The following is a 25,586-nucleotide window of genomic DNA, read 5'->3' on the forward strand; positions in this document are numbered from 1 at the left end:
CAATGGTCAGGGCTGGCGCGCAGGCCAGGGCAGTTGCCGGAATTCTCGCCGCAGTGTACCCAGCGTGGCTGCCGTTGGGTTGGGCGCATAGCGCCAGGCTTCCAGGCGCAGCAGCCAGTCGCTGAGTTGTCGGGCCTGGGCGGGATCGCCTGGCCACTGCTGTTGCAGCAGTGTGGCCAGTTGGCGGGGCGGTGTCTGGGCCGAGCTGGCCAGGCCCGCGCGCTGCAGGCGCTGCTGCGCACCATGCAGCAGGCGCAGCCAGGGGTCCTGGTGGTAGCGCTCCCACAGCGTCCAAGCCGCGCCCACCAGGCTGGCCAGCACGATCAGAGCGATCAGCACATAGCTCAGGTCTTCCCAACTCGGTGTCTCGAAGCCCAGGTTGCGCAGCAGGTCCAGCTGCTTGGCCTGGCTGTAGTTCAGCACCCACTGGTTCCAGCGGTTGTTGGCCGCCTCCCACATGGCGCGCAGGTTGATGGCAAAACCCGGGCTCATGGTGTTGAGTGCCTGGGCAAACACGCTTTGCGGTGCCTGCAGCCGCTGGAACGCACCAGTGCGCCCGGGGGCCACGGCCGAGGTGGGGTCCACGCGCACCCAGCCCTGGCCTGCGACCCAGACCTCGGCCCAAGCGTGGGCATCGCTCTGGCGCACGGTCCACAGGCCGTCCACGCTGTTCACCTGACCGCCCTGGTAGCCGGTGACCACGCGCGCGGGCACGTCCAGGGCACGCATCAGCAGCACAAAGCTGGAGGCAATGTGTTCGCAAAACCCGGCCTTGCGGTCAAACCAGAATTCGTCCGCCGTGTGGGTGCCAAACACGCCGGGCTCCAGCGTGTAGACGTAGCCACCGGTGCGCAGGCGCTCCATCACAGCATTCACCAGGGCAGGTGTGTCGGCCCGCGCCAGTTCGGAGCTGCGTCGCATCTCGGCGGCCAGTTGCAGTGTGCGCGGGTTGAACCCCGGGGGCAGGTCCACATAGTCTTGCAGCCCCACCGAGAGCCGGTTGGGGCCGTGGCGGAATTGGGGGTAGCTGGTGGCGCGGTAGCGCACCAGGTCGGCAATCGGCTGGTCGGACAGCCATTGCAGATCGGGCGACATGCTGGGCGTGTAGCCCACGATCTCGGGCTTGGTCGGTGTGGCATCCAGCACCAGCAACCAGGGGCGGTTGTTGGCGGCAAGGGTGACTTGGTATTTGATGGGCTCGCCCTGGACCTGCAACTCGGGCTGCAGCTGGTAGCGCGGCGGGAAGTTGGAGCGCAGCGGGCGCCACTCGCGCCCGTCGAAGCTGGAGAGCACGGGCCCGCGGAAATACAGGTCGGGCTGCGCGGGCGGCGGCCCGTCAAAGCGGATGCGCATGGCAATGCTGTCGTCCAGCGCCAGGCTGGCAATGGTGCCCACCTGCATGCTGGCGGAGAGGCCGCTGCGCCCACTCATGGCGTCGCCGGGCAAGCCCCACAACGGCGCAATGCGCGGAAAGAGCATGAACAGCACGGCCATGATGGGCGCACCCAAAAGCGCCATCCAGCCCGCCGTTTTAGCGGCCTGCAGCAGCGGCGGGCGGCCCACGGGCATGTGCGCATTGACCAGTGCGGTGAGCAGGCCCAGCAAAGCGACCAGCATGGAGGCGGCGGTGAGCAGGCTTTGCGAGAAGAAAAAATTGGAGAGCAGGGTGAAGAAGCCCAGGAAGAAGATCACAAACGCATCGCGCCGGGCGCGCATCTCCAGCGTCTTGAGCGCCAGCAGCACCACGATGAAGGTCACCCCTGCATCGCGGCCCAGAATGGTCTTGTAGGTGAAGGCCGTTCCTGCGGTGGCCAACACCAGCAGGCCCATGAGCCACCAGCGGGAGGGCAGTGGCTGGCCTTGCACGGCCAGCCAGCCGCGCCACAGCAGCACGGCCGCCGCCATGCCGCTGCACCACAGAGGCAACTCTGTGGTTTGCGGCGCAATGGTCCAGGCGATGACGAGCAGTAGGAACAGCGTGTCACGCGCTTCGCGGGGCAGGTGGTGCAGGCGTTTGAACATGGTTGACTTCAGGCCAGCGCCAGCGCTTGCAGGCAGTTCTTCTGGTGCGCGGGGCCGCTGTCGGGCAGCAGCTCGGTGCCGGGCAGGCGCAGGCCGTAGCGCAAGCCCTGCTTTTCGGCCAGCAGCACCCAGGCACATAGGCGCGAGAGGGCGTGCTCACGTGAATTGCCGAGGCCCAGGGCGGCATGGGCCAGGTCCAGCCAGAGCTCAAAACGCTGGGACTGCTGGGCATCGCGGCTCACCAGCTCGTCGGCCTTGGCGGCTTTTTTCCAGACGACAAGCTTGAGCGGGTCACCGCGGCGGTAGGCCCGCACGCCATCAAACTCGCCCGTGGCTTGGGGGCGCACGGTGGCCGCGCCGCCAGCGCGCGGTTCGCCGGGTGGCAATGGTGGTGGATGCGCTTCGGGCGTGGGGTAGACCAGCACCTGGGCGGCGGGCCGCCACACAGTCCACACGCGGAAGGTGCCCAGAGGAAAACGGGTCTCTGCCGTCAGTGCGGGCACGCGGTGCAAGCCCCGTCGTTCGGGCTGGAAGGCCACTTGCACCTTGGCACTGCCCTGCGAGGGCACATCGGTCCAGCTCCAGTGGTCAGAACCCAGCACCGCCAGGCCAATGCCGTAGCGCACGCCCTTGCGTTCACTTTGGATATGGATGGGAATATGCACGCTAGCCCCCGCAAACTGTGCGCCGGGTGCTACCAAATGCATAGTGATGCCACGCAGCGTGCCATGGCACACGTGCATGCCGATGACCGCCGCACCGGTCAGCAAAAAGGTCAGTACATAACCCAGGTTGAGCTGGTAGTTGATGCTGGCAACCAAGAGCACCAGCAGCGTCAGCCCCAGCATCAGGCCAGGGCGCGTGGGCAGGATGTAGACATTGCGCTGGGTCAGCGTGGTGCTGTCCTTGAGCGGCAGGCGCGATTGCCACCACGCCTGGAAACGGCGGCGCACCGCGGCCAGCGGGTTGAGCTGCGCCAGCACGGTCACGGCAATGGCACCGCCTGCAGCATGGCGCGTACCTGTTCTACGGCGCCGCGCCCTGCGTCCCCCACGGGGATGAGGCGGTGGGCAATGGTTTGCGGCAGCACGGCCTGCACGTCGTCGGGCGCCACGTAATCACGCCCACTGAGTAGCGCCTGCGCCTTGGCCGCACGCACCACGGCAATGCCGGCGCGTGGAGACAGGCCCTGCAAAAACCACTGGCCCGAGCGTGTCGCGGCGATCAGGTCCTGCACATAGTCCAGCAGCGGCCCGGCCGCATGCACGGCCAGCACGGCGGCCTGCAGTTGCAGCAGCTCGCCTTCGCCCAGCAGGCTGGGCAGGGCGTCCAGCATGGCGCGGCGGTCTTCGCCCGCCAGCAGCGCGCGCTCGGACGCGCGGTCCGGGTAGCCCAGCGAGATGCGCATGAGGAAGCGGTCCAGCTGAGACTCGGGCAGGGCGTAGGTGCCCAACTGGTCCAGCGGGTTCTGCGTGGCGATCACAAAAAACGGGTGGGGCAGGGGCCGGGTTTCGCCTTCCACGGTGACCTGTTTTTCTTCCATGGCTTCCAGCAGCGCGCTCTGGGTCTTGGGGCTGGCACGGTTGATTTCGTCAGCCAGCAGCACCTGCGCAAAGATGGGGCCGGGGTGGAACACAAAGGCCTCTTTGCCGCGCTCATAAATCGACACACCCGACAGGTCGCTGGGCATCAGATCGGAGGTGAACTGCACGCGTGAAAACTGCAGGCCAAAGCTGCGTGCCAGTGCGTGCGCCAGCGTGGTTTTGCCCACGCCCGGCACATCGTCTATCAGCAGGTGGCCTCCGGCCAAAAGGCAGGCCACGCAGTCCTGCAACTGGGCGGGTTTGCCCACAATCACCGTGTTAAGCTGAGCCAGCAATGATTTAAGCTTGTGTTGTGCATCCATGGCACGACGTTACCCGAAATTCCTGAATACCGAGCGCATTGGTGAACAAGACCGGATACTTTTCGCACCGCGATTGCCGCAAGCACGACATGGGCCACGGGCACCCGGAATGCCCAGAGCGCCTGGACGCGATTGAAGACCGTTTGCTGATCACCGGCGTGGCCGATGCGCTGGACCGGCGCGAGGCGCCACAGGCCCCCATCACCGATCTCGAATTGGCCCATGGCCGTATGTACGTTGCCTCACTGCGTGGCCTGACGGATGGGTTGCGCGAGGACATCAACGCTGGCGGCCCCAGCCACGCACAAATCGACCCCGACACCTGCATCAACGTCCACACCTGGGACGCAGCGCTGCGTGCTGCGGGGGCGGCCTTGGCCGCGACCGACGCAGTAATGGCTGGCGAGATGGCCAACGCGTTTTGCGCCATCCGCCCACCAGGCCACCATGCCTGCAAAGACAAGGCCATGGGCTTTTGCTTTTTCAACAACGTGGCGGTGGCGGCGCGCTATGCGCTGGAGCGCCATGGCCTCAAGCGCGTGGCCATCGTCGACTTTGATGTGCACCATGGCAATGGCACCGAGAACATCGTGGCCGGAGACCAGCGCATTTTGATGGTGAGCTTTTTTCAGCACCCGTTTTACCCCGAAGGTGGCTCACGTTCCCAGGCCAGCAACCTGGTGAATGTGCCGGTGCCGGCCTATACCAAGGGCGAGCAGGTGCGCGCGCTGATTGAGCAACACTGGCTGCCACGGCTGGAGGCCTACCAGCCCGAGATGATCTTTATCAGCGCGGGCTTTGACGCGCACCGTGACGACGACCTGGGCCAAATGGGCCTGGTCGAAAAAGACTACACATGGATCACCCAACAGCTCAAGGCCGTGGCCGAGCGCCATGCGCAGGGACGCATCGTCTCCTGCCTGGAGGGTGGCTACAACCTGGACGCACTGGCCCGCAGTGTGGAAGCCCATGTGCGCGTGCTGGCGGATTTGTAATGACTTTATTGAAACACCTTCCCACCCCCCGGCCCATTGATGACTTTGAGGGCTGGCTGACCGCCTTCACCCAGCCCACGGTGCTGGTGGAATTGCTGGTGCTGGCGCTGAGTGTGGGGCTGGCCTGGGCCTTGGTCGCGGGCCTGCGTCGCACGCTGGGGCAGCAAGAGGAGCGTTCTGTCTGGTTTGGCAAGCGGGTGATCGACGGCGTGCTGTTCCCGCTGGTGCTGCTGTGCCTGGGCTATATGTCGCTGGAGCTGTTGAGTAATTTTGTGCCGGTGGCGGTGTTCCGCATTGCCATTCCGGTGCTGATGTCGCTGGTGGTGATTCGCGTGGGCGTGAAAGTGCTGCAGGCCAGCTTTACTGAATCCCGTTGGGTCAAGCCGCTGGAGCAAACCATTTCCTGGGTCGCCTGGCTGGCCATGGTGCTGTGGGTCAGTGGGTTGCTCCCGGTCATCCTCAATGAGCTGGACCAGATCACCTGGAAGGTGGGCGGCACCACACTGTCGGTGCGCAACATCATTGAAGGTCTGATCACCGCGGGTGCGGTGCTCATCATCACGCTGTGGATTTCGGCCGGGATTGAGTCGCGCCTGCTGCGCTCGGCCACGGGCGGGGAGTTGTCACTGCGCAAGGCGGTGAGCAATGCCGCGCGTGCGCTGTTGATGTTTGTCGGTCTGATGCTGGCCTTGTCGGCCGTGGGCATTGACCTGACGGCGCTGTCTGTTTTGGGCGGTGCGGTGGGTGTGGGTATCGGTTTTGGCCTGCAGAAGCTGGCGGCCAACTACGTGAGTGGTTTTGTGATCCTGGCTGAGCGCAGCATGCGCATTGGCGATGTGGTGCGCGTGGACAACTTCGAGGGCACCATCACCGAGATCAACGCACGCTACACCGTGATCCGCTCGCAAACCGGGCGCGAGTCCATCGTGCCCAACGAGATGCTGATCACCCAGCGGGTAGAAAACATGTCGCTGGCTGATAGCCGTGTGCACCAGGTCATCAATGTGGCCGTCGGCTACGAGAGCGACGTGGAGCAGGTCATGGCCCTGCTGCTGGAGGCTGCGCTGAGCCAGCCCCGCGTGCTGCGGGAGCCTGCACCATCCATCAGCCTGGCCAATTTTGGGGCGGACGGGTTGGAGTTCACCGTGGGCTATTGGATCAATGATCTGGAAAACGGCCAGGGCAATCTGCGTTCCGAAATCAACCTGACCATCCTGCGCGCCCTGCGCATGCATGGCATCGACATTCCTTACCCGCAGCGCGTGGTGCATACGCGCACGGTGTCGTGAGTTTTGATGAGCTGCCTCTAAGTTAAGTCGCCAAAGCGCCAGCAGGCGCGACGGGCACCGCTATAATCATAAAAAAGCACGATCGTTCTATTTTGTGTTTATGATGGCGGGGCGCAGACGATAGTCAGGGCCGCAAGGCTGTCCCGCATAGAATCGACTGATTGACGTATACGTCAACTAAACAGAACCATTTTTAACCTCTGGAGTGGCAGCAATGAAAGTCCTGGTACCCGTCAAACGCGTGGTTGACTACAACGTGAAAGTTCGAGTGAAGTCGGACGGCACGGGAGTAGACATCGCCAACGTCAAGATGAGCATGAACCCCTTTGACGAGATCGCGGTGGAAGAAGCCGTTCGTTTGAAGGAAAAGGGCGTAGTCACCGAGGTGATCGCCGTCTCTTGCGGCGTGACCCAGTGCCAGGAAACCCTGCGCACCGCCATGGCCATCGGCGCTGACCGCGGCATTCTGGTGGAAACCACGGAAGAGCTGCAGCCCTTGGCCGTGGCCAAGCTACTCAAGGCTCTGATCGACAAAGAGCAACCCGGCCTGGTGATTCTGGGCAAGCAAGCCATTGACGACGATTGCAACCAGACCGGCCAGATGCTGGCCGCCTTGGCTGATTTGCCCCAAGCCACCTTCGCCTCCAAGGTGGAAGTGGCCGACGGCAAGGCCAACGTGACGCGTGAAGTGGACGGCGGCCTGGAAACCCTGGCCGTGACCCTGCCCGCCATCATCACCACCGACCTGCGCCTGAACGAGCCCCGCTACGTGACCTTGCCCAACATCATGAAGGCCAAGAAGAAGCAGCTCGACGTCTTCAAGCCCGAAGACCTGGGCGTGGACGTGAGCCCGCGTATCAAGACCCTGTCGGTGGCCGAGCCGGCCAAGCGCAGCGCCGGTATCAAGGTGCCCGATGTCGCCACGCTGGTGGACAAACTGAAGAACGTTGCAAAGGTAATCTGACCATGACCGCACTTGTTATCGCCGAACACGACAACGCCTCCATCAAGGGTGCCACCCTGAACACCGTCACTGCCGCGGCACAAGCCGGTGGTGATGTGCACGTGCTGGTGGCTGGCCACAATGCCGCTGCCGCCGCTGCCGCTGCCGCGCAAATTGCCGGTGTATCCAAGGTCATCCATGCGGACAGCGCATCCTTTGAACACGGCTTGGCCGAAAACGTGGCCGCCCAGGTACTGGCCATCGCTTCTGCCTACAGCCACATCGTGTTCCCAGCCACCGCGTCGGGCAAGAACATCGCCCCCCGCGTGGCCGCCAAGCTGGACGTAGGCCAGGTCTCCGACATCACCAAGGTGGTAAGCGCGGATACGTTTGAGCGCCCCATCTACGCTGGCAACGCCATCGCTACCGTGCAAGCGACCGACGCCGTGAAGGTGTTGACCGTGCGTACGACTGGTTTTGACCCTGCTGCTGCCACGGGTGGCTCTGCTGCTGTGGAGACTGTTGCCGCCGCCGCGACCAACGCCAACGTGAGCTTTGTGGGGTCCGAGATTGCCAAAAACGACCGTCCTGAACTGACCGCCGCCAAGATCATCGTCTCCGGTGGACGCGCCCTGGGCTCCAGCGAGAAATTCATGGAAGTGATGACGCCCCTGGCCGACAAGCTGGGTGCCGCCCTGGGTGCCTCGCGCGCCGCGGTGGACGCGGGCTACGCGCCCAACGACTGGCAAGTGGGCCAGACCGGCAAGATTGTGGCGCCCCAGCTGTATGTGGCCTGCGGTATCAGCGGTGCCATCCAGCACTTGGCCGGCATGAAGGACAGCAAGGTCATCGTGGCGATCAACAAAGACCCTGAAGCACCGATCTTCAGTGTGGCCGACTTTGGGCTGGAAGCCGACTTGTTTGTGGCTGTGCCCGAACTGATTGCGGCGCTCTAATGCCTGCGTGAAAAAGGGCATCGCTTGCGGTGCCCTTTTTTTTGGGCCCGAATGACTCCGTAACCCGCCTGTAACAAGAATTTTTTGGAGACTCCCATGAGCTACGTCGCCCCCGTCAAGGACATGCTGTTCAACATCGAGCACCTGGCCAACATCGAACAGATCGCGCAACTCCCTGGCTTTGAAGACGCGGGTCTGGATACCGCTCAAGCAGTGTTGGAAGAGTCCGCCAAGTTCACCGAAGGTGTGTTGGCTCCGTTGAACTGGGAAGGCGACAAAAACCCGTCGAGCTGGAAAGACGGCGTGGTCACGGCCACGCCGGGTTTCAAGGAAGCTTTCAAACAATTCACCGACGGCGGCTGGCAAGGCCTGCAGCACCCCACCGACTTCGGCGGCCAGGGCCTGCCCAAGACCATTGGCGCCGCCTGCGGCGAGATGGTGAACAGCGCCAACATGAGCTTTGCACTGTGCCCGCTGCTGAGCGATGGCGCGATTGAAGCGCTGCTGACGGCAGGTTCCGACGAGCTGAAGGCCACGTATCTGGAAAATCTGGTGAGCGGCAAATGGACGGGCACCATGAACCTGACCGAGCCGCAAGCGGGCTCCGACCTGGCCATGGTGCGCAGCCGCGCCGAGCCGCAGGCCGACGGCAGCTACAAGGTGTTTGGCACCAAGATTTTCATCACCTGGGGTGAGCACGACATGGCCGAGAACATCGTCCATCTGGTGCTGGCCCGCGTGACCGGTGCGCCTGAAGGCGTGAAGGGCATCAGCCTGTTTGTTTGCCCGAAGTTCATGGTGAACAAAGACGGTTCCTTGGGCGCGCGCAACGATGTGCATTGTGTTTCCATCGAACACAAGATGGGCATCAAGGCCAGCCCGACCGCGGTGCTGCAGTACGGCGACCACGGCGGCGCCATCGGCTACCTCGTGGGCCAGGAAAACCGTGGCCTGGAATACATGTTCATCATGATGAACGCTGCGCGCTACGGTGTGGGCGTGCAGGGCATTGCGATTGCCGAGCGTGCCTACCAGAAGGCCGTGCAGTTCTCCAAGGACCGCGTGCAAAGCCGCCCCGTGGATGGCTCCATTGCCGCCAGCGCACCCATCATCCACCACCCCGATGTGAGACGCATGCTGATGACCATGCGCGCCTACACCGAGGGCTGCCGCGCCTTGGCCAGCGTGGGCGCCAGCGCTTACGACGCGGCCCACCACCACCCCGATGCCGATACGCGCAAGCAGAACCAAGCCTTCTACGAATACATGGTGCCGCTGATCAAGGGCTACAGCACCGAGATGAGTTTGGAAGTCACCAGCCTGGGCGTGCAGGTGCATGGCGGCATGGGCTTCATCGAAGAAACCGGTGCGGCCCAGTACTACCGCGACGCCAAGATCCTGACGATCTACGAAGGCACCACCGCCATCCAGGCCAATGACCTGGTGGGCCGTAAGACCTCGCGCGATGGCGGTCAGGTGGCCAAGGGTATTGCGGCGCAGATTGAGAAGACCGAAGCTGAACTGGCTGCCAGCGGCTCCGCCCATGCGCTGGCTGTGGCCAAGCGCCTGAAGGCCGCTCGCCTGGCGTTCATTGACGTGGTGGACTTCGTGGCCGGCAACACCAAGGCCAGCCCCAATGCCGTGTTTGCGGGCAGCGTGCCCTACCTGATGCTGGCCGGCAACCTGATGGCGGGCTGGCAGCTGGCGCGCGCGCTGCTGGTGGCCGAGAAGCAAATTGCTGCGGGCAACGATGTGCCCTTCATGCAAGCCAAGATCACCACCGCGCGTTTCTATGCGGACCACCACTTGGCCAAGGCCGGCGGTTTGCGCGACAGCATTGTGGAAGGCGCCGACAGCGTGACCGCATTGGCACTGGAGGCTTTCTGAGCATGTCCAAACTGCCCGCGCCCCTGAACGCCCTGCCTTTCCCGGTCGTCGGCTCGCCGCTGTTTATCATCAGCAACCCCAAGTTGGTGATTGCCCAGTGCATTGCCGGTGTCGTGGGCTCCATGCCCGCGCTCAACGCACGCCCTGCCGAGCTGCTGGAAGAGTGGTTGAAAGAAATCACCGAGACGCTGGCCGCCTACAACGAGGCCCATCCCGACAAGCCCGCTGCGCCCTTTGCCATCAACCAGATCGTGCACAAGAGCAATGACCGGCTGGAGCACGACATGGCGTTGTGCGTGAAGTACAAGGTGCCCATCATCATCACCAGCCTGGGCGCGCGAGAGGAAATCAACGCCGCAGCCCACAGCTACGGTGGTGTGGTGCTGCACGACATCATCAACAACAAGCACGCGCACAAGGCGATCGAGAAGGGCGCTGACGGCCTGATCGCCGTGGCTGCGGGGGCGGGTGGCCACGCGGGCGTGAAGAGCCCGTTTGCGCTGATCCAGGAAATTCGCCAGTGGTTTGATGGCCCCATCGCGCTGAGCGGCGCCATCTCCACCGGTGCTGCCGTGCTGTCTGCGCAGGCCATGGGGGCGGACTTCGCCTACATCGGCTCGGCCTTCATCGCCACCGAGGAAGCACGCGCCGCGCAGGAGTACAAAGACGCCATCGTGGCCCACGACTCCGACGAGATTGTTTACAGCAACCTGTTCACCGGCGTGCACGGCAACTACCTGGCACCCAGCATCCGCGCTGCCGGCCTGGACCCGGCCAACCTGCCCGAGAGCGACCCCAGCAAGATGAACTTTGGTGGGGCCTCTGCGAAGGCCTGGAAGGATATCTGGGGCTGTGGCCAGGGCATTGGCGCCGTGACAAAGGTGCAGCCCGCGGGTGAGTACGTGGCCCAGCTCAAGCGTGAATACGCCGCCGCCAAGGCCGAGCTGCTGGCCCGCAACTACGCATAAATTTAAGGAATTTAGGCTTCTAGCCCCCGTGCTATATGCGCGGGGCGCTATTCTTTTGAGAGCAGCCTGAAAGACTCAGGCCTGCAACCGTAATTCTTCTTCGTTGCCAGCCATCAGCTGGTTCAGGGCACGCTCCACAATCGGTGCTTGGTCCAGCAGCTGCAGGTGACCCAGGCGCAGCATGTCGGCTACTTCGCGCTCAGACCGGACAAAGGCGTCAAAGCCTTCGCGGTTGGTGAACAAAAATCGTGTGCGCATGGGGCTGACCCAACTCAGGCGGCAGCGGTGCGGCGTGGCGTCGGGCTCGGCTACGTCAAACCACACGCCACGCGTCAGCAGCTGTGCGCTGGCGTCAAAATCGTCCATCGCTGAAGGATCCTGCACCGTGAGTTGTGTGGCACGCCGTTGGTCCAGCGCTTCCATGGCGGCTTGGCCCGCGCTTTCTTCAAGTGCAGCGCTCTGCGTGTCGATGGGGGGCGGCGCTTTCATGCGGATCGCCAGCATGTGGGTGCCGATCAGCCTGCGCGTGAAGGTAGCACGTGGGTCGCCGTACCAGTGAATGGCGTCCAGCTCCACATTCAAAACCCGTACCAACTCGGGCAGCACGGCAACCAGCGCCTTGCGTTCTTCCGGCGTGGTCTTGGGCTGGGTGCTCCAGATCAACTGGTCCATGGTTTGCAATGCGGCATTCCAGCGGCCGGGCTCGGTGTCTTCCAGCATCCAGGCTGCGGCAATGACCTGGCGCCACTCGGTGGTCAGGAAAGGCTTGAGGAAAGGTACCAGCGGCAGGTTGTCGGGCAGGGCGCTGATGCGGGCATGGATGATCTCGTCGGCGTGGGCCAGCGCGGCATTCAGTGCTTCCTCGTCACGCTGCACGTCGGCGACGGGCTCAATCTGTTGCTGCGCCTGTTGTTCGCTCTCGAACAAAAACTCGGTGAATTCGGCCAGCAGCAGACTGAACAGCGTGAGGTCATCATCGAACTCGCTGAGTACGCGCTGCACCGTGTGCTCGATGCGCACGTAGAGCGGGTCTTCCTCGCCCTTTTCAGGGGTCCAGGTCACCGAGGAGGAGGCCAGCGTGTCCACCAGTTTGCGCGCCGGATGTTCGCTGCTGAGGAAAAAGTCGCGGTCCATCATCGCCGCACGCAGCACCGGAATTTGCAGCCGGCCAATCACCACTTTCATTTGCGAGGGGATAGCCTGGTCGGCAAACACGTAGTCGAATACCTCGGCCAACGCGTCCACGGTGCCGCGGTCCAGCTCGGGCGCCAGGCGAATTTCTTCTTGCTCGCGGATCTGGCGCAGCACATTGTGGTGGCCGGGGCCGTCTTCTTGTGGCTGCAAGAACTGGAAGCGCGAAGACGGCTGGCCCAACCCTGCGCCAGCTTGCATCTGGCCCAGGTAATTCAGCAGCGCCGGGTCGGCTGGCGCACCACCACTGTACTGGCCGGGGACATAGTCGTATTGCTGGCCCTGGGTGCTGCCATCAAAGTCTTCGGGCGCACCACCTTGCATACCTCCACCACCCATACCGCCACCGCCGCCATAGGCGACTGGGCCTCGTCCGGCGGGGCCTGCGACAGCACCTGGGCCTCGGGGGCCGGCAGCTGCTGACCCTACGCCTAGGCGTTGCAAAAAGGCTTTGACTTGGGTGGCAATGTGCTGGCCCGCGGGAGCCAGCGCACTCCATGCGCTACGGGCGGGTTCCGGGGCGAAGGCTGCGCCCAACGATCCGGCAGCGCCGTTACCACCGCTCAAGGGCGCGGGGGCCGATTGCAAAGGAGCCTGGCTGCTTTGGGCGCCCGATTCGCTGAGCGGTGCGGAACCGGTCAGCGGCGCGTAGTTTGACGATACCGATTTGCGGATGCGGTGCACCGTCTGCGCCTGGACGCCGGCTTGCGCCAGCGTGGCGCCCAAGTCGGTGTACAGCGGCGCCAGGTTGATGGTGTGGGCAACGTCCAGTGCCTGCACCAGGTGTTCGGTCACCTGCGGATCGAACTCGCCTTTTTCCCACGCCACCATGAAGGCACGCAGCAGGATCTCGGGGCGGAAGGGGTTGGTCGACACCGAAGGGGATTCAATGCCAAACAAGGCCCCCAGCTTTTGCGTCAGCGGAGCGAGGGTGGCGTCGTAGTGGTTGTTGAACTGCTGGGCCACGCGGTCCAGCAGCAGAATGCGGTGCACCTCGTCCAAGTCGATGAGGCTCAACGTCATGCCGTCCAGCGCGTGGTCTGTCAGGGGTGTGGGCTTGGCGCCCAGCTTCTCCATCTCGGGCCAGACAGCACGCACTTCTTCATTCAAGGTTTGCTGCAGGGCATCGCGGTACAGGCGGTTGAAGGCTGTAGCCTGGCGATCCAGCAGCATGGCTGCCGTGCGCAGGTTTTGGGAATGCAGCAAGGGCAGCTTGCTGTCTGCCAGATCCAGCAGATGGACGCGGAACTGTTTGAGCTGGGCTTCTTCGCGGTCTTCAAAATAGCCCAGCGTTTTGCCCATCATCGCGCGCACCAACCGCAACGCTTGTGCGCGCGACTCGGGGGTGCTGTTGCTGGCTGAAAAGGACTGAAATGCGCTCATGTGCTACTGAAAGGTAACGCGGCACCTTGGGGGCCTGCGAACCGCTCGTCCATCGACTGAATTTTGATGTGGAATGATCGCATGGACCATGGGCCATCCCTAGTCCCTGGCATGACCGGGCACCCAGATTTACCCACCTGATACACAGTTTCTAGTAACGATTTGTAAATTTTCGTCAAATGGATGGAAAAGTCACAGCGGCTTGCCCGGGTTTCCAGGCAAGCAGCTTGTCCATGACGCGCAGGTAGGTGGGCGATTGCTCGAACTGCGCCAGCCATTTCTGCAGCCCAAGCCAGGGCTGCTGCGAAAACCACAGAGCGTCGGTGTGGGCGAACTGGCGCACAAAAGGGGCCAGCGCTGCATCGGCCAGCCCGAATTGCGGGCCAGCCAGATAGGCCTGGGTGCACAACACTGCGTCCAGCGCCTGCAAAAACACGGCACCCGCAGCCCGGTGGGCCAGGCCATCGGGCAGGGCATAGCGGTGTGGGTATTTGTAACGGTCCAGCGCCTGCTTAAACGGCCCATCGTTCTCGGCAATCCAGCTGCGCGTGCGTTCCCACGCTGCCTCTGTGGTGGGCAACCAGTGTTCGGGGTCATGCCGCTGCAAGGCCCAGAGCATGATGTCGAGGCTTTGATCGATGACGGCGCCATCGACGAGCACCAGCACCGGAACCGTGCCTTTGGGTGAGGCAAGCAATAGTTCTGTGGGTTTGTGGGCCAGCACCACCTCACGCAATTCGCATGTCTGCCGGCTCACCGCGACTGCCATGCGGGCACGCATGGCATAGGGGCAGCGCCGGAACGAATACAGCACCGGCAGCGACATGCCAACTTCAGCCAGCAACGGGCTTGGGCAAGACGGCACCGATGTGCACCTGCTGGCGCGCCTTGGCCAGTTCCCACTGGCGCTGGCGTTCGCGGGCGCTGTTTTTCTGGGTGTCACTGGTGTGGGCGTGGCAGCGCGGGCAACTTACACCCGCTTCGTACAGCGGGGACGCCGTGGCGCCATCCTCAAGTGGTTGGCGGCAGGCACGGCACAGGCCGTGGTGGCCAGGTACCAGGCCGTGGCCTACCGAGACGCGTTCGTCGAACACAAAGCACTCGCCCTCCCACAGGCTGTTCTCGGGCGCGACGGTCTCCAGGTATTTAAGAATGCCGCCTTCCAGGTGGTAGACCTCGTCATAGCCCTGTGCCCGCATATAGGCAGTGGATTTTTCGCAGCGGATGCCACCCGTGCAAAACATGGCGACCTTGGGTTTCTTGCCACCAGTAGCAGTCAACTGTTCCGATTGCTGTACCCACTGGGGCAGCTCTGCAAAGGTTTTGATGTGCGGGTTGATGGCGCCCGCAAAGGTGCCAATCTCCACTTCGTAGTCATTGCGCGTGTCAACCACCACCACCTGAGGATCGGAGATCAGCGCGTTCCAGTCTTCGGGTTTGACGTAGGTGCCGGCCATGTGCGTGGGGCTGATGCCGTCCACCTGCATGGTGACGATTTCCTTTTTCAGGCGCACCTTCATGCGGTAGAAGGGCGCCTTGTCTGCAAAGGATTCCTTGTGCTGCAGGTCGGCCAGCAGCGGGTCGGCACGCAGGTGGGCTAGCACCGCAAGCACATCGTCGGGCGCACCGGCAATCGTGCTGTTGATCCCCTCGCGCGCTAGCAGGATCAGTCCTTTGACGTTGCGCGCTTCACAGAAGGCCAGCAGTGCCGGCTTGCGCTCGGCGTAGTCGGGCAGGTCGACAAACTTGTAGAACGCGGCAGTCAGGTAGCGGGGAGAAGACATCGTGCAATTGTGCCTTGGTGCAGGAAGGTTCTGGGGGGTTAGCAGGGCCAGGTGGATCCGTGTTCGGGCACCATGGCACGCCAATGCAGTTCGTGTTCAATGCGACCACGCAGCGTGTCGGCGGCCGACAGTTCGCCGTGCACCACATAGACCTGGCTTGGTGTGGAGGAGCTGCTGCGCAGCCATTCCAGTAGCTGGGCCGCATCTGCGTGGGCCGAGGCCGACTCCAGTTGTACGATTTCGGCCTGGACTTCCACGTCGTGTCCATGAATGCGCACACTGCGTGCGCCGCTGGCCAATGTGGCGCCGCGCGTGCCCGGGGATTGGTAGCCAGTGAGGATGACCATGTTGCGATGGTTGCCCGCGTGGTGCGCCAGGTGGTGTAGTACCCGGCCACCAGTGGCCATGCCGCTGGCCGAGAGAATCACCATGGGGCCATGGCGTGACGCGAGTGCTTTGGACTCGTCGGTGCTTTGGATCATGGTCGCAGCATGGGTCATCGCATGCACTTCGTCGCGGCTGAGCCGGTGCTCTCCCGGATGCTGCGCAAACAAGTGGGTGGTGTGAACAGCCATCGGACTGTCCAGAAAAATCGGCAAACCGTGGGGCAGCGTACCCATTGCCTTGAGTTGGGCAATGGCATGCAACAAGGCCTGGGCACGCCCCACCGCAAATACAGGTACCACAGCAACCCCGCCTCGGGCCGCCAGACGTTGCAGGGCGGGCCCCAATTCGGCCAGCAAGTTGTCCTGCGGATGGGTGCGGTCACCGTAGGTGGATTCGATCAGCACGGTGTCGGCCGCCGGAGCGGCATCCGGTGGGTTCATCAGGGAGTCATCGGGGCGCCCCAGGTCGCCTGAGAACAGAATTTTGCGCCCGGCGACCTCGAGCAGGATGCTGGACGCCCCCAGGATATGGCCTGCGGGTTGAAAGGTGGCACGCCAGCCGGGCAAGGGTTGGAAGGTGCTGCGATGGTGCACAGTTTTGATCAGCGGCAGGCAGTCAAGAGCATCCTGCCGGGTATAGAGAGGTAAGGCCGGGCTATGTTTCGAAAAACCGTGCCGGTTGGCAAACGCCGCATCTTCCTCCTGGATGTGCCCGCTGTCGGGCAGCAAGATGCGGCACAGGTCGCGCGTCCCCGATGAAGCATAGATGGGGCCCCGATAGCCTTCCTTCACCAGCAAAGGTAGGTAGCCGCTGTGGTCCAGGTGCGCATGGGTCAGTAACACTGCATCTACCTGGTCGGGCACTATGGGCAAGGGGGTCCAGTTGCGCAGTCGCAGGGGCTTGTAGCCCTGGAATAGGCCGCAGTCCACCAGCAAGGCTTGGTCACCATGCCGTACCAGGTACTTGGAGCCCGTGACCGTGCCCGCAGCGCCGAGAAAAGTGATGGAAACGCCCATGGAGTCCTCCAAGAAAAAAGCCGTCGGGTCGTTTATAGACCGGGCGGCTTGCAAGGAGCGCGGGGAAGCCCCGCTTTTCTTGACCTGGATCAGCTAAAGAAGCTCTTCAAACGGTCGGTCCAGCTGTCACCCGAGGGGGAATGCTTGCTACCGCCTTTTTTGAAGGACTCGTCCAGCTCCTTGAGCAGCTTGCGCTGGTGTTCGCTGAGCTTGACCGGCGTTTCCACCGCAATGTGGCAATACAAATCGCCGGGGTAGCTGGAGCGCACGCCCTTGATGCCCTTGCCGCGCAGGCGGAACTGCTTGCCGGTTTGCGTACCTTCGGGAATGTCGATGGCAGCTTTGCCGGCCAACGTGGGCACATCAATCTCACCACCCAACGATGCCGTCACGATGCTGATGGGCACCGAGCAATGCAGGTCGTCGCCGTCGCGCTCAAAGATGTCGTGCTTCTTCAGGCGGATCTCGATGTACAGGTCACCGGGCGGGCCACCGTTGGTACCCGGTTCTCCATTGCCCGCACTGCGGATGCGCATACCACCGTCGATACCGGAAGGGATTTTGACTTCCAGCGTCTTCTGGCGCTTGATCTTGCCTTGGCCGCTGCAGGCAATGCAGGGCTCGGGAATCACCTTGCCATTGCCGCGGCAGGTAGGGCAGGTTTGCTGCACGCTGAAGAAGCCCTGGCGCATCTGCACTGAGCCCGCGCCATTGCAGGTGCCGCAAGTCTTGACCTGGGTGCCCGGCTTGGCGCCGCTGCCTTTGCAGGTGTCGCAAGCGTCCCAGCTGGGGATGCGGATCTGCGCGTCTTTGCCACGGGCCGCTTCTTCCAGCGTCACTTCCATGGCGTAGCTCAAATCGCTGCCACGGTAGACCTGGCGCCCGCCGCCGCCGGCACGGCCACGCTGCTGGCCAAACATGTCGCCAAAGATGTCGCCAAAGGCTTCGGCAAAACCGCCGTAGCCTTCTCCACCCCCGCCACCACCGCGGTTGGGGTCCACACCGGCGTGGCCGTACTGGTCGTAGGCGGCGCGCTTTTGCGCGTCCGACAGCATCTCGTAGGCCTCTTTGCCTTCCTTGAACTTCTCTTCTGCGACCTTGGCGCTATCTCCCTGGTTGCGGTCAGGGTGGTGCTTCATCGCCAGCTTGCGATAGGCCTTTTTGATCTCATCCTCGGACGCGTTTTTGGCAACACCCAGGATTTCGTAATAGTCTCGTTTGGCCATGTGTATCTCTGTGCCCGTTTACAACAGAAAAGCCGCGTTGAACCCCAGCTGGCGTTCAACGCGGCATCTTTCAGCTGCGCTTGTCAGCGCAATCAGCCTTTTTTGACTTCCTTGACTTCCGCGTCCACCACGTTGTCGTCGTCCGCGGGCTTGGAGGATGCCTGTGCGCCTTGTTCGGGAGCAGCTTCTGTGCCACCTTCAGCAGCTTGCTTGGCTTGCATGTCGGCGTACATCTTTTCGCCCAGCTTCTGGCTGGCCGCCATCAGCGCTTCGCTCTTGGCCTTGATTGCGTCCTTGTCATCCTGTTTCAGCGTGTCTTCCAGGTCCTTGATGGCGGCTTCGATTTTTTCCTTCTCGCCAGCTTCGAGCTTGTCGCCGTATTCGGCCAGGCTCTTCTTGACGCTGTGCACATTGGCATCGGCTTCGTTCTTGGCTTGCACCAGTTCCAGCTTCTTCTTGTCATCGGCCGCATTCAATTCAGCGTCCTTGACCATCTGCTGGATCTCGGCTTCGGACAGACCGGAGTTGGCCTTGATGGTGATCTTGTTTTCCTTGCCGGTGCCCTTGTCCTTGGCGCCCACGTGCAAGATGCCGTTGGCGTCGATGTCAAACGACACTTCGATTTGCGGAGTACCGCGGGCCGAGGGTGGAATGCCTTCGAGGTTGAATTCACCCAGCATCTTGTTCACGGCGGCGATTTCGCGCTCACCCTGGAACACCTTGATCGTCACGGCCGGTTGGTTGTCTTCGGCAGTAGAGAAGGTTTGTGCAAACTTGGTGGGGATGGTCGTGTTCTTGGTGATCATCTTGGTCATCACGCCGCCCAGGGTTTCAATACCCAGAGACAGAGGCGTCACGTCCAACAGCAGCACGTCCTTGCGGTCGCCCGACAGCACCTGGCCCTGGATCGCAGCGCCCACGGCCACGGCTTCGTCAGGGTTCACGTCCTTGCGGGGTTCCTTGCCAAACAGTTCCTTGACCTTCTCTTGCACCTTGGGCATGCGGGTCATGCCGCCGACCAAGATCACGTCATGGATGTCCGATGCGGAAACACCGGCGTCCTTCAAGGCTGTGCGGCAAGGTGCAATGGTGCGTTCGATCAGCTCTTCTACCAGGGCTTCCAGCTTGGCGCGGGTCAGCTTGATGTTCAGGTGCTTGGGGCCAGAGGCATCGGCCGTCACATAGGGCAGGTTGATGTCGGTTTGCGAGCTGCTGGAGAGCTCGATCTTGGCCTTTTCAGCGGCTTCTTTCAGGCGCTGCAGGGCCAGCACGTCCTTGGATAGGTCGACGCCTTGTTCCTTCTTGAACTCGGTGATGATGAAGTCGATCACGCGCTGGTCGAAGTCTTCGCCGCCCAGGAAGGTGTCACCGTTGGTGGACAGCACTTCAAATTGCTTTTCACCGTCAACGTCAGCGATTTCAATGATGGACACGTCAAACGTGCCGCCGCCCAAGTCGTACACGGCGATCTTGCGGTCGCCCTTTTCGTTCTTGTCCAGGCCAAACGCCAGCGCAGCAGCGGTGGGTTCGTTGATGATGCGCTTCACGTCCAGACCGGCAATACGGCCAGCGTCTTTGGTGGCCTGGCGTTGTGCGTCGTTGAAGTAGGCGGGCACGGTAATCACCGCGTCGGTCACTTCCTCGCCCAAGTAGTCTTCGGCCGTCTTCTTCATCTTGCGAAGAATGTCGGCGCTGACCTGTTGGGGGGCCATGCGGTTGCCGCGCACTTCCACCCAGGCGTCGCCGTTGTCGGCCGCAGCGATGGTGTAGGGCATCAGGTCGATGTCCTTTTGCACTTCTTTTTCAGAGAACTTGCGGCCGATCAGGCGTTTGACCGCATACAGCGTGTTCTTGGGGTTGGTCACCGACTGGCGCTTGGCGGACGCGCCAACGAGCACTTCGCCGTCTTCCTGGTACGCAATGATGGAGGGCGTGGTGCGTGCACCTTCCGCGTTTTCGATCACTTTGGCGGTGTTGCCTTCCATGATGGCAACGCAGCTGTTGGTGGTACCCAAGTCAATGCCGATGATTCTTCCCATGATTTACTCCTGCTAATTTGAAAATTCAGATGTGGATAACGTGTGGGTTACTTTTTTCTTTTCAAGAGCCCACAGCGCTCAAAGTGTTATTTTTTAAGGCGCTTGCTTTATTTCGCAGCCGTCACAGTCACCAAGGCTGGGCGCAGCACGCGATCCGCTATGGAATAGCCCTTTTGCAGTACGTTCACCACGGTGTTGGGCTCCTGCTCGGCAGGCACCACGCTGATGGCTTGGTGCTGGTGCGGGTCAAACTTGGTACCCGCAGCGGGGGCGATGGCGATCACCTTGTTGCGTTCCAGCGCTGCAACCAGCTGGCGCAAGGTTGCTTGGGCGCCTTCGCGGATTTGCTCGGGAGTGGCGTCCTTGATCACCAGGCCGGCTTCCAGACTGTCGGCCACGGGTAGCAGGCTTTCGGCAAATGACTCCACCGCGAACTTGCGGGCCTTGGAGATTTCATCCTCGGCGCGGCGGCGGGCGTTTTCGGCCTCGGCCTTGGCGCGCAGAAACTGGTCGGCCAGCTCGCTGCTCTTGGCTTGCAAGGTGGCCAGCTCAGCCTGGGCTTGGGCCAACGCATCACCTTCCTGCGGGGCTTGGGCGGCCGCCAGGTCTTCTGTGCTTTGGTAGTTGGCCGCAGCGGGGTTGGGATTTGGGGTGGTGGAAGTGGTGTCTGACATGCGTTTGGATCGAAGTTGGTCTTGACTGCGCCTCAGTTGGAGCCCCGAAGGGGCATTTCAAGAGGTGCTGGGCACGCTTTGGCGTGCCACAGGGTGCTTTAGCCCGACAGGCCTAACAGTTCCACGTCGAATTTCAGGGTGGCGTTGGGAGGAATTACGCCGCCAGCGCCGCGGGCGCCATAGCCTAAGGCTGCGGGGATGATCAAGGTACGCGCACCGCCTACCTTCATGCCGGCCACGCCTTCGTCCCAGCCGCGAATGACCATGCCAGCGCCCAGATGGAACACGAAGGGGTCGTTGCGGTCTTTGCTGGAATCGAACTTGGCGCCCTGGGTGCCGTCGTTGTAGAGCCAGCCGGTGTAGTGCACCTTCACGCTTTGGCCCTTGGCGGCCACGGGGCCGGTGCCTTCGATGGTGTCTTCAAATTGCAGGCCGGTGGCGGTGGTTTGCATGAAAAAGTTCCTTTTTGCTATAAAAACAGTAGCTGACAGCGCACGGCGCACAGGCGCCCACGGGCCAGAAAACCCTAAATTATGCCGCAGACGAAAAAAAGACAGGTCAAACCTGTCTGTGGGGGAGTGGGGCCCGCCAGGGGCCCGGGGTCCGGTTTACTTGGCCTTCTTGGCCAGGCTGGTGGACCACTTGACGGCAAACGCTTGCAAGTCGCCCAGGCGCTTGAGTAGGTCTGCGCCTGAGGGGGTCACGATGTAGCCGTCGCTGCCATGGGTCAGCAGGCCGGCTTCGCGCAGTTCCTTGATGCGGGTGTTCAGGGTGTTGGGAGTGATGCCACCTACACTGTCTTGCAGGAGACGAAAGGTTTGTGCGTGGCCATCTCGCAAGGCCCACAAAACACGAATCGCGTAGCGGGATTCCAGCAATCCCAGCAATTGACCCACAGCGACCGTTTCTTTTGCACTCATTACCTTACCCTTTGTCTAGACCATGACTGGTTGTGCGCAATGGCACGAACCGCTGAAATGAGGGGAAACTATATCGCAGATTTCTGGCTGCTACAAGTTTCATAGCTGGTGGCGCTCACTTTTCGGGGGCTAAACCCCAAAAACACCATTTTTAGACCCGTGCGGACGCTCTTGCCAGCCCTCCGGGGAGATGCTAAGTTCAGCCTGTCGAGGCCCACAGGCACGCCCTATCTGGAGACTGGAATGAATTTCAACTTTGAACAGGTTCACAACTATTACGAGCGCCTGGTCTTTGAAGAAGTGGTGCGCCGTGCGCCCATGTTTGAGGATTTCACCAACGACATGCTGGCCGATGTGGCCTGTGTGGCGTTGAACCGCCTGCCGGCGCGCTACGTGCGCCACGATGTGGACATGATGTTCTACCTGACCGAGCAGGAACGCCACGCGATCGAGCTGTCGCTGGAGGAAGTGCTGCAGTTTGCCTTTGGCTTTGTGCGTGAGCGCTCGGCCAAAGCCAACCTCTGAAAGCTTGCGTCAGAAAGTCGCCATCACCTTGGTCAGCAGGCCGGGCGAAATCGAGGGGGATACCCCAAACCAGGCTTCAAACGCCGGGCGTGCCTGGTTCAGCAACATGCCCAGACCGTTGACCGTGGTGTTGCCACGGGCCTTGGCGGCGGTGAGCAGCGGCGTTTCCAGCGGCACGTAGACGATGTCCGACACCAGTGCGGTGGCAGGCAGTGCGTGCAAGTCCAGATCCAGTGCGGGTTGGCCGTGCATGCCTTGGTTAGTGGTGTTGACCAGCAGGGCCACGCCTTCCAGTGCCCCGTGGCGTTGGGCCCAGGGTACGGCGTGTACCTGTGGACCAAACTCCTGTGCCATGTCCACTGCCTTGGCGTCACTGCGGTTGCTCAGGCGGATTTCGGTGGCGCCCTCGTCCAGCAAGCCTGCAATCACGGCGCGGGCCGCGCCGCCCGCACCCATCACGCAGGCCGGACCGGTATCCGCGCGCCAGGCAGGGGCTGCGTCGCGCAGGCTCTGAATGAAACCGAAGGCGTCAGTATTGCGGCCAGTGAGCGACCCATCCGCCCCCACCACGATGGTGTTGGCTGCGCCAATGCGCTGGGCCAGCGGCTCCAGGTGGTCCACGATGCCCATGGCCGCCACCTTGTGCGGGATGGTCAGGTTGCAACCGGCAAAGCCCAGCGTGGGCAGGGCCCGCAGTGCTTGTTCAATTTTTTCCGGCTGCACCGGCAGCAGTACGTAGGCTCCGCGCAAGCGGTGCTCTTCAATCCAGTGTGTGTGAATGACCGGCGAGCGCGAGTGGGCGACGGGCCAGCCCATGACGCCGGCAAGTTGGTACGGTTGATCGTTGGCCATTGGGTAGCAATACAAAAAGTACTATCAAAAAAATAGCGCCCCGCGCACATTCCATGTGGGCTGGGGCGCTAAATGGCTTGTGAAAGCCGGGGGGGCTTTACAGCGTATCGGTGAAGCTGCGCAGCTTGTCCGAACGGCTGGGGTGCTTGAGCTTGCGCAGCGCCTTGGCTTCGATCTGGCGGATGCGTTCGCGGGTCACGTCGAACTGCTTGCCCACTTCTTCCAAGGTGTGGTCGCTGGTCATCTCGATACCGAAACGCATGCGCAGCACCTTGGCTTCGCGTGGCGTGAGGCTGTCCAAGATGTCCTTGACCACATCGCGCAGGCCGGCCTGCATAGCGGCTTCCATGGGCGCAGTGTTGGCGCTGTCTTCGATGAAGTCGCCCAGGTGGCTGTCGTCATCGTCTCCGATCGGCGTTTCCATGGAGATCGGCTCTTTGGCGATCTTCATGATCTTGCGGATCTTGTCTTCCGGGATCTCCATCTTGGCGGCCAACACAGACGCATCGGGCTCAAAGCCGAACTCCTGCAGGTGCTGGCGGCTGATACGGTTCATCTTGTTGATGGTTTCGATCATGTGCACCGGGATACGGATGGTGCGTGCCTGGTCTGCGATAGAGCGCGTGATGGCCTGGCGAATCCACCAGGTGGCGTAGGTCGAGAACTTGTAGCCGCGGCGGTATTCGAACTTGTCCACGGCCTTCATCAAACCGATGTTGCCTTCCTGGATCAGATCCAGGAACTGCAGGCCACGGTTGGTGTACTTCTTGGCGATAGAAATCACCAGGCGCAAGTTGGCCTCGATCATTTCCTTCTTGGCCGCGCGGGACGAGTACTCGCCCTCGTTCATGCGCTTGTTGATGTCCTTGAGCTGGTCCAAAGGCACCACCACCTGGGCTTGCAGGTCCATCAGCTTTTGCTGCAGGTCTTGCACGGGCGGAATGTTGCGGCCCATGACGGCGGCCCAGGGCTTACCGGAGGCGGCTTGCTTTTCAATCCACTTGAGGTTCAGCAGGTTGGAGGCAATCTTGTTGCCGTTCTTGTCACGACCACTGAAGTCGGCAATGAAGTGCTCTTGCGGGTAGCCGCATTTGTCCACAATGATGCGGCGCAGTTCGCGCTCTTTCTTGCGCACATCGTCCACCTGGCCGCGCACCATGTCGCACAGCTTTTCAATCGCCTTGGCGGTGAAGCGGATGGTCATGAGCTCGTCGCTCAGAGCTCTTTGGGCCTTCACATAGGCAGGTGTGCCATAGCCTTCTTTGTCATAGACTTTGTGGACTTTCTCGAACAGCTCGCGCATCTTGTCGAAGCGTTCCAGCGCCTGCTTTTTCAGCTCTTCGAGCTTCTTGGTCAGCGCCTTGGAGCCGCCCTTGCCGTCGTCATCGTCGGCTTCGTCGAACTCATCAAAGTCTTCTTCGGCCACATAGTCGTCGGCCTCATTGGGGTTGGAGAAACCGTCCACGATGGTGGTGATAACGACCTTGCCTTCGCGGATGTCTTCACCCAGGCGCAAGATTTCGGCAATCGTGGCGGGGGAAGCGGAGATCGCTTCCATCATCGCCATCAGGCCGCCTTCGATGCGCTTGGCGATTTCAATTTCGCCTTCGCGGGTCAGCAGCTCGACGGTGCCCATTTCGCGCATGTACATGCGCACGGGGTCAGTGGTGCGGCCAAACTCGCTGTCCACCGTAGACAAAGCCGCTTCAGCTTCTTCTTCGGCTTCTTCCACCGTGGCGGACGTCGATACGTTGTTGTTCAGCAGCAGGGTTTCTGCGTCTGGGGTCTGTTCGTAAACGGCCACACCCATGTCGTTCAACATGGAGATCACGACTTCCAGCGTTTCAGCATCGACCAGCTTGTCGGGCAAGTGATCGGAGATTTCGCCGTGGGTCAGGTAGCCGCGGGTCTTGCCCAGCGTGATCAGGGACTTGAGGCGCGCACGGCGCTTGGCCATGTCTTCTTCAGACAGGACGGTTTCGTCCAGGCCAAATTCCTTCATCAAGGCGCGTTCTTTCGCCTTGCTGATCTTCATGCGCAGAGGCTTGACCTTCTCGCCAGGGGTAACGACCGGCTCTCCGGCCAAGTCGGCCTCGATGTCCGACATGTCCATGTCGTCACCACCACCGGACGACTCGGCCGCGGCCTTGGGCTTGCGGCCGCGCTTGGCGCCCGTGGTGGCCTTGGCAGGTGCGTCGGACTCGGCAGCGGCTGCCTTGGCAGGGCGTCCGGGTTTCTTTTTCTTCAGTAACTCGTCAGCAGCGGCAAGGAGGTCGGCTTTGGATTTGGATGCGGGCACGGAGGAGGCTTTCTTTTCGGTCTTCGACGCGGACTTGCTGGCGGACTGGACGGGCTTGGCGGATTTTGAAGCGGGCATGCAAAAACCTCAGAACAACAAAAAAACTGGCAAACAGAACAGGAACCAGCTACGTCACGCGACAGGCGAAGTAGGTGGCAAGACAGGGAAGGTCATTCCCCAATGGCAAGAAGGGAGGGCGATCATTTGGAATGCAGTCCTTGCGGTAAGGTGGCCGGTCGTGAACTAGTGTCAACGGTTGGCCTGGCCCGGAGGTGCTGCTGTCGCTCTTGCCGAAACAATCCAGCATTATAGGCGGGATTCGGA

The 25,586-nt window shown here is 62.0% G+C and carries 21 protein-coding genes; 7 read left to right on the forward strand and 14 right to left on the reverse strand.

Translation table 11 applies throughout. From position 1 onward, the window contains the following. Positions 1-6: 6 nt before the first annotated feature. From AC1DZ5_RS05985 to AC1DZ5_RS05995, 3 genes are read right to left on the reverse strand one after another with little or no spacing between them, the layout of a single operon-like run. Positions 7-2,022 (reverse strand): transglutaminase TgpA family protein, encoded by a 2,016-nt coding sequence (locus AC1DZ5_RS05985; RefSeq protein ID WP_477887081.1) that lies wholly within the window; start codon positions 2,020-2,022, stop codon positions 7-9. Between the two features lie 8 nt (positions 2,023-2,030). Continuing rightward, the gene (locus AC1DZ5_RS05990) at positions 2,031-3,017 is read right to left on the reverse strand and encodes a DUF58 domain-containing protein (protein ID WP_477887727.1); all 987 of its coding nucleotides are present in this window, start codon (positions 3,015-3,017) and stop codon (positions 2,031-2,033) included. Continuing rightward, a complete protein-coding gene (locus AC1DZ5_RS05995) occupies positions 3,008-3,928 on the reverse strand; it encodes an AAA family ATPase (RefSeq protein ID WP_477887083.1) in 921 nt (306 codons plus the stop codon). Before AC1DZ5_RS05995 ends, AC1DZ5_RS05990 begins: the two co-directional genes overlap by 10 nt. A 41-nt stretch (positions 3,929-3,969) precedes the next feature. Between AC1DZ5_RS05995 and AC1DZ5_RS06000 the strand changes: the two genes are divergently transcribed. The 6 genes from AC1DZ5_RS06000 (at position 3,970) to AC1DZ5_RS06025 (ending at position 10,966) form a co-directional block, all read left to right on the forward strand. Further along, positions 3,970-4,923, forward strand: coding sequence for a histone deacetylase family protein (locus AC1DZ5_RS06000; protein ID WP_477887085.1), 954 nt, complete (start codon positions 3,970-3,972; stop codon positions 4,921-4,923). Beyond that, positions 4,923-6,212: a mechanosensitive ion channel family protein gene (locus AC1DZ5_RS06005; protein WP_477887087.1), complete on the forward strand. Its 1,290-nt coding sequence runs from the start codon at positions 4,923-4,925 to the stop codon at positions 6,210-6,212. The genes AC1DZ5_RS06000 and AC1DZ5_RS06005 overlap by 1 nt, the downstream gene beginning before the upstream one ends. Positions 6,213-6,426: 214 nt before the next feature. Then, complete coding sequence (locus tag AC1DZ5_RS06010; protein ID WP_477887089.1) at positions 6,427-7,176, forward strand: electron transfer flavoprotein subunit beta/FixA family protein; 750 nt, start codon at positions 6,427-6,429, stop codon at positions 7,174-7,176. A 2-nt stretch (positions 7,177-7,178) separates the two neighbouring features. After that, a complete protein-coding gene (locus AC1DZ5_RS06015; RefSeq protein WP_477887091.1) occupies positions 7,179-8,111 on the forward strand; it encodes an electron transfer flavoprotein subunit alpha/FixB family protein in 933 nt (310 codons plus the stop codon). Positions 8,112-8,207: 96 nt separating this feature from the next. Next, positions 8,208-9,998: an acyl-CoA dehydrogenase gene (locus AC1DZ5_RS06020; RefSeq protein ID WP_477887093.1), complete on the forward strand. Its 1,791-nt coding sequence runs from the start codon at positions 8,208-8,210 to the stop codon at positions 9,996-9,998. Positions 9,999-10,000: 2 nt separating this feature from the next. Beyond that, a complete protein-coding gene (locus AC1DZ5_RS06025; protein ID WP_477887095.1) occupies positions 10,001-10,966 on the forward strand; it encodes an NAD(P)H-dependent flavin oxidoreductase in 966 nt (321 codons plus the stop codon). Between the two features lie 75 nt (positions 10,967-11,041). Here AC1DZ5_RS06025 and AC1DZ5_RS06030 read toward each other — a convergent pair whose 3' ends face one another. The 9 genes from AC1DZ5_RS06030 to AC1DZ5_RS06070 form a co-directional block, all read right to left on the reverse strand. Continuing rightward, positions 11,042-13,540, reverse strand: a complete 2,499-nt coding sequence (locus AC1DZ5_RS06030) for a DUF1631 family protein (RefSeq protein WP_477887097.1) — start codon at positions 13,538-13,540, stop codon at positions 11,042-11,044. Positions 13,541-13,715: 175 nt separating this feature from the next. Next, complete coding sequence (locus tag AC1DZ5_RS06035) at positions 13,716-14,366, reverse strand: glutathione S-transferase (RefSeq protein ID WP_477887099.1); 651 nt, start codon at positions 14,364-14,366, stop codon at positions 13,716-13,718. 7 nt (positions 14,367-14,373) lie between these two features. After that, positions 14,374-15,324, reverse strand: a complete 951-nt coding sequence (trhO, locus tag AC1DZ5_RS06040) for an oxygen-dependent tRNA uridine(34) hydroxylase TrhO (protein ID WP_477887101.1) — start codon at positions 15,322-15,324, stop codon at positions 14,374-14,376. Positions 15,325-15,362: 38 nt separating this feature from the next. Further along, the gene (locus AC1DZ5_RS06045; RefSeq protein ID WP_477887103.1) at positions 15,363-16,727 is read right to left on the reverse strand and encodes an MBL fold metallo-hydrolase RNA specificity domain-containing protein; all 1,365 of its coding nucleotides are present in this window, start codon (positions 16,725-16,727) and stop codon (positions 15,363-15,365) included. 89 nt (positions 16,728-16,816) lie between these two features. Next, positions 16,817-17,953: a molecular chaperone DnaJ gene (gene dnaJ / locus AC1DZ5_RS06050; protein ID WP_477887105.1), complete on the reverse strand. Its 1,137-nt coding sequence runs from the start codon at positions 17,951-17,953 to the stop codon at positions 16,817-16,819. A gap of 92 nt (positions 17,954-18,045) precedes the next feature. Beyond that, positions 18,046-19,992 (reverse strand): molecular chaperone DnaK, encoded by a 1,947-nt coding sequence (gene dnaK / locus AC1DZ5_RS06055; RefSeq protein ID WP_477887107.1) that lies wholly within the window; start codon positions 19,990-19,992, stop codon positions 18,046-18,048. Between the two features lie 107 nt (positions 19,993-20,099). Next, positions 20,100-20,666: a nucleotide exchange factor GrpE gene (gene grpE, locus AC1DZ5_RS06060; protein ID WP_477887109.1), complete on the reverse strand. Its 567-nt coding sequence runs from the start codon at positions 20,664-20,666 to the stop codon at positions 20,100-20,102. 98 nt (positions 20,667-20,764) lie between these two features. After that, positions 20,765-21,118 (reverse strand): FKBP-type peptidyl-prolyl cis-trans isomerase, encoded by a 354-nt coding sequence (locus tag AC1DZ5_RS06065; RefSeq protein WP_310338283.1) that lies wholly within the window; start codon positions 21,116-21,118, stop codon positions 20,765-20,767. A gap of 156 nt (positions 21,119-21,274) precedes the next feature. Next, positions 21,275-21,586, reverse strand: coding sequence for a winged helix-turn-helix transcriptional regulator (locus tag AC1DZ5_RS06070; RefSeq protein WP_477887111.1), 312 nt, complete (start codon positions 21,584-21,586; stop codon positions 21,275-21,277). Between the two features lie 243 nt (positions 21,587-21,829). Here AC1DZ5_RS06070 and AC1DZ5_RS06075 point away from each other — a divergent pair, with 243 nt between their 5' ends. Next, positions 21,830-22,111 (forward strand): late competence development ComFB family protein, encoded by a 282-nt coding sequence (locus AC1DZ5_RS06075; RefSeq protein WP_477887113.1) that lies wholly within the window; start codon positions 21,830-21,832, stop codon positions 22,109-22,111. A 9-nt stretch (positions 22,112-22,120) separates the two neighbouring features. On the opposite strand, the gene AC1DZ5_RS06080 is transcribed toward AC1DZ5_RS06075, so the two are convergent. Both AC1DZ5_RS06080 and rpoD read right to left on the reverse strand, forming a co-directional pair. Continuing rightward, positions 22,121-22,963: a shikimate dehydrogenase gene (locus AC1DZ5_RS06080; RefSeq protein WP_477887115.1), complete on the reverse strand. Its 843-nt coding sequence runs from the start codon at positions 22,961-22,963 to the stop codon at positions 22,121-22,123. A gap of 97 nt (positions 22,964-23,060) precedes the next feature. Further along, positions 23,061-25,340, reverse strand: coding sequence for an RNA polymerase sigma factor RpoD (rpoD, locus tag AC1DZ5_RS06085; protein WP_477887117.1), 2,280 nt, complete (start codon positions 25,338-25,340; stop codon positions 23,061-23,063). Positions 25,341-25,586 lie beyond the last annotated feature (246 nt).

The organism is Rhodoferax sp. P1_F3, assembly GCF_056405715.1.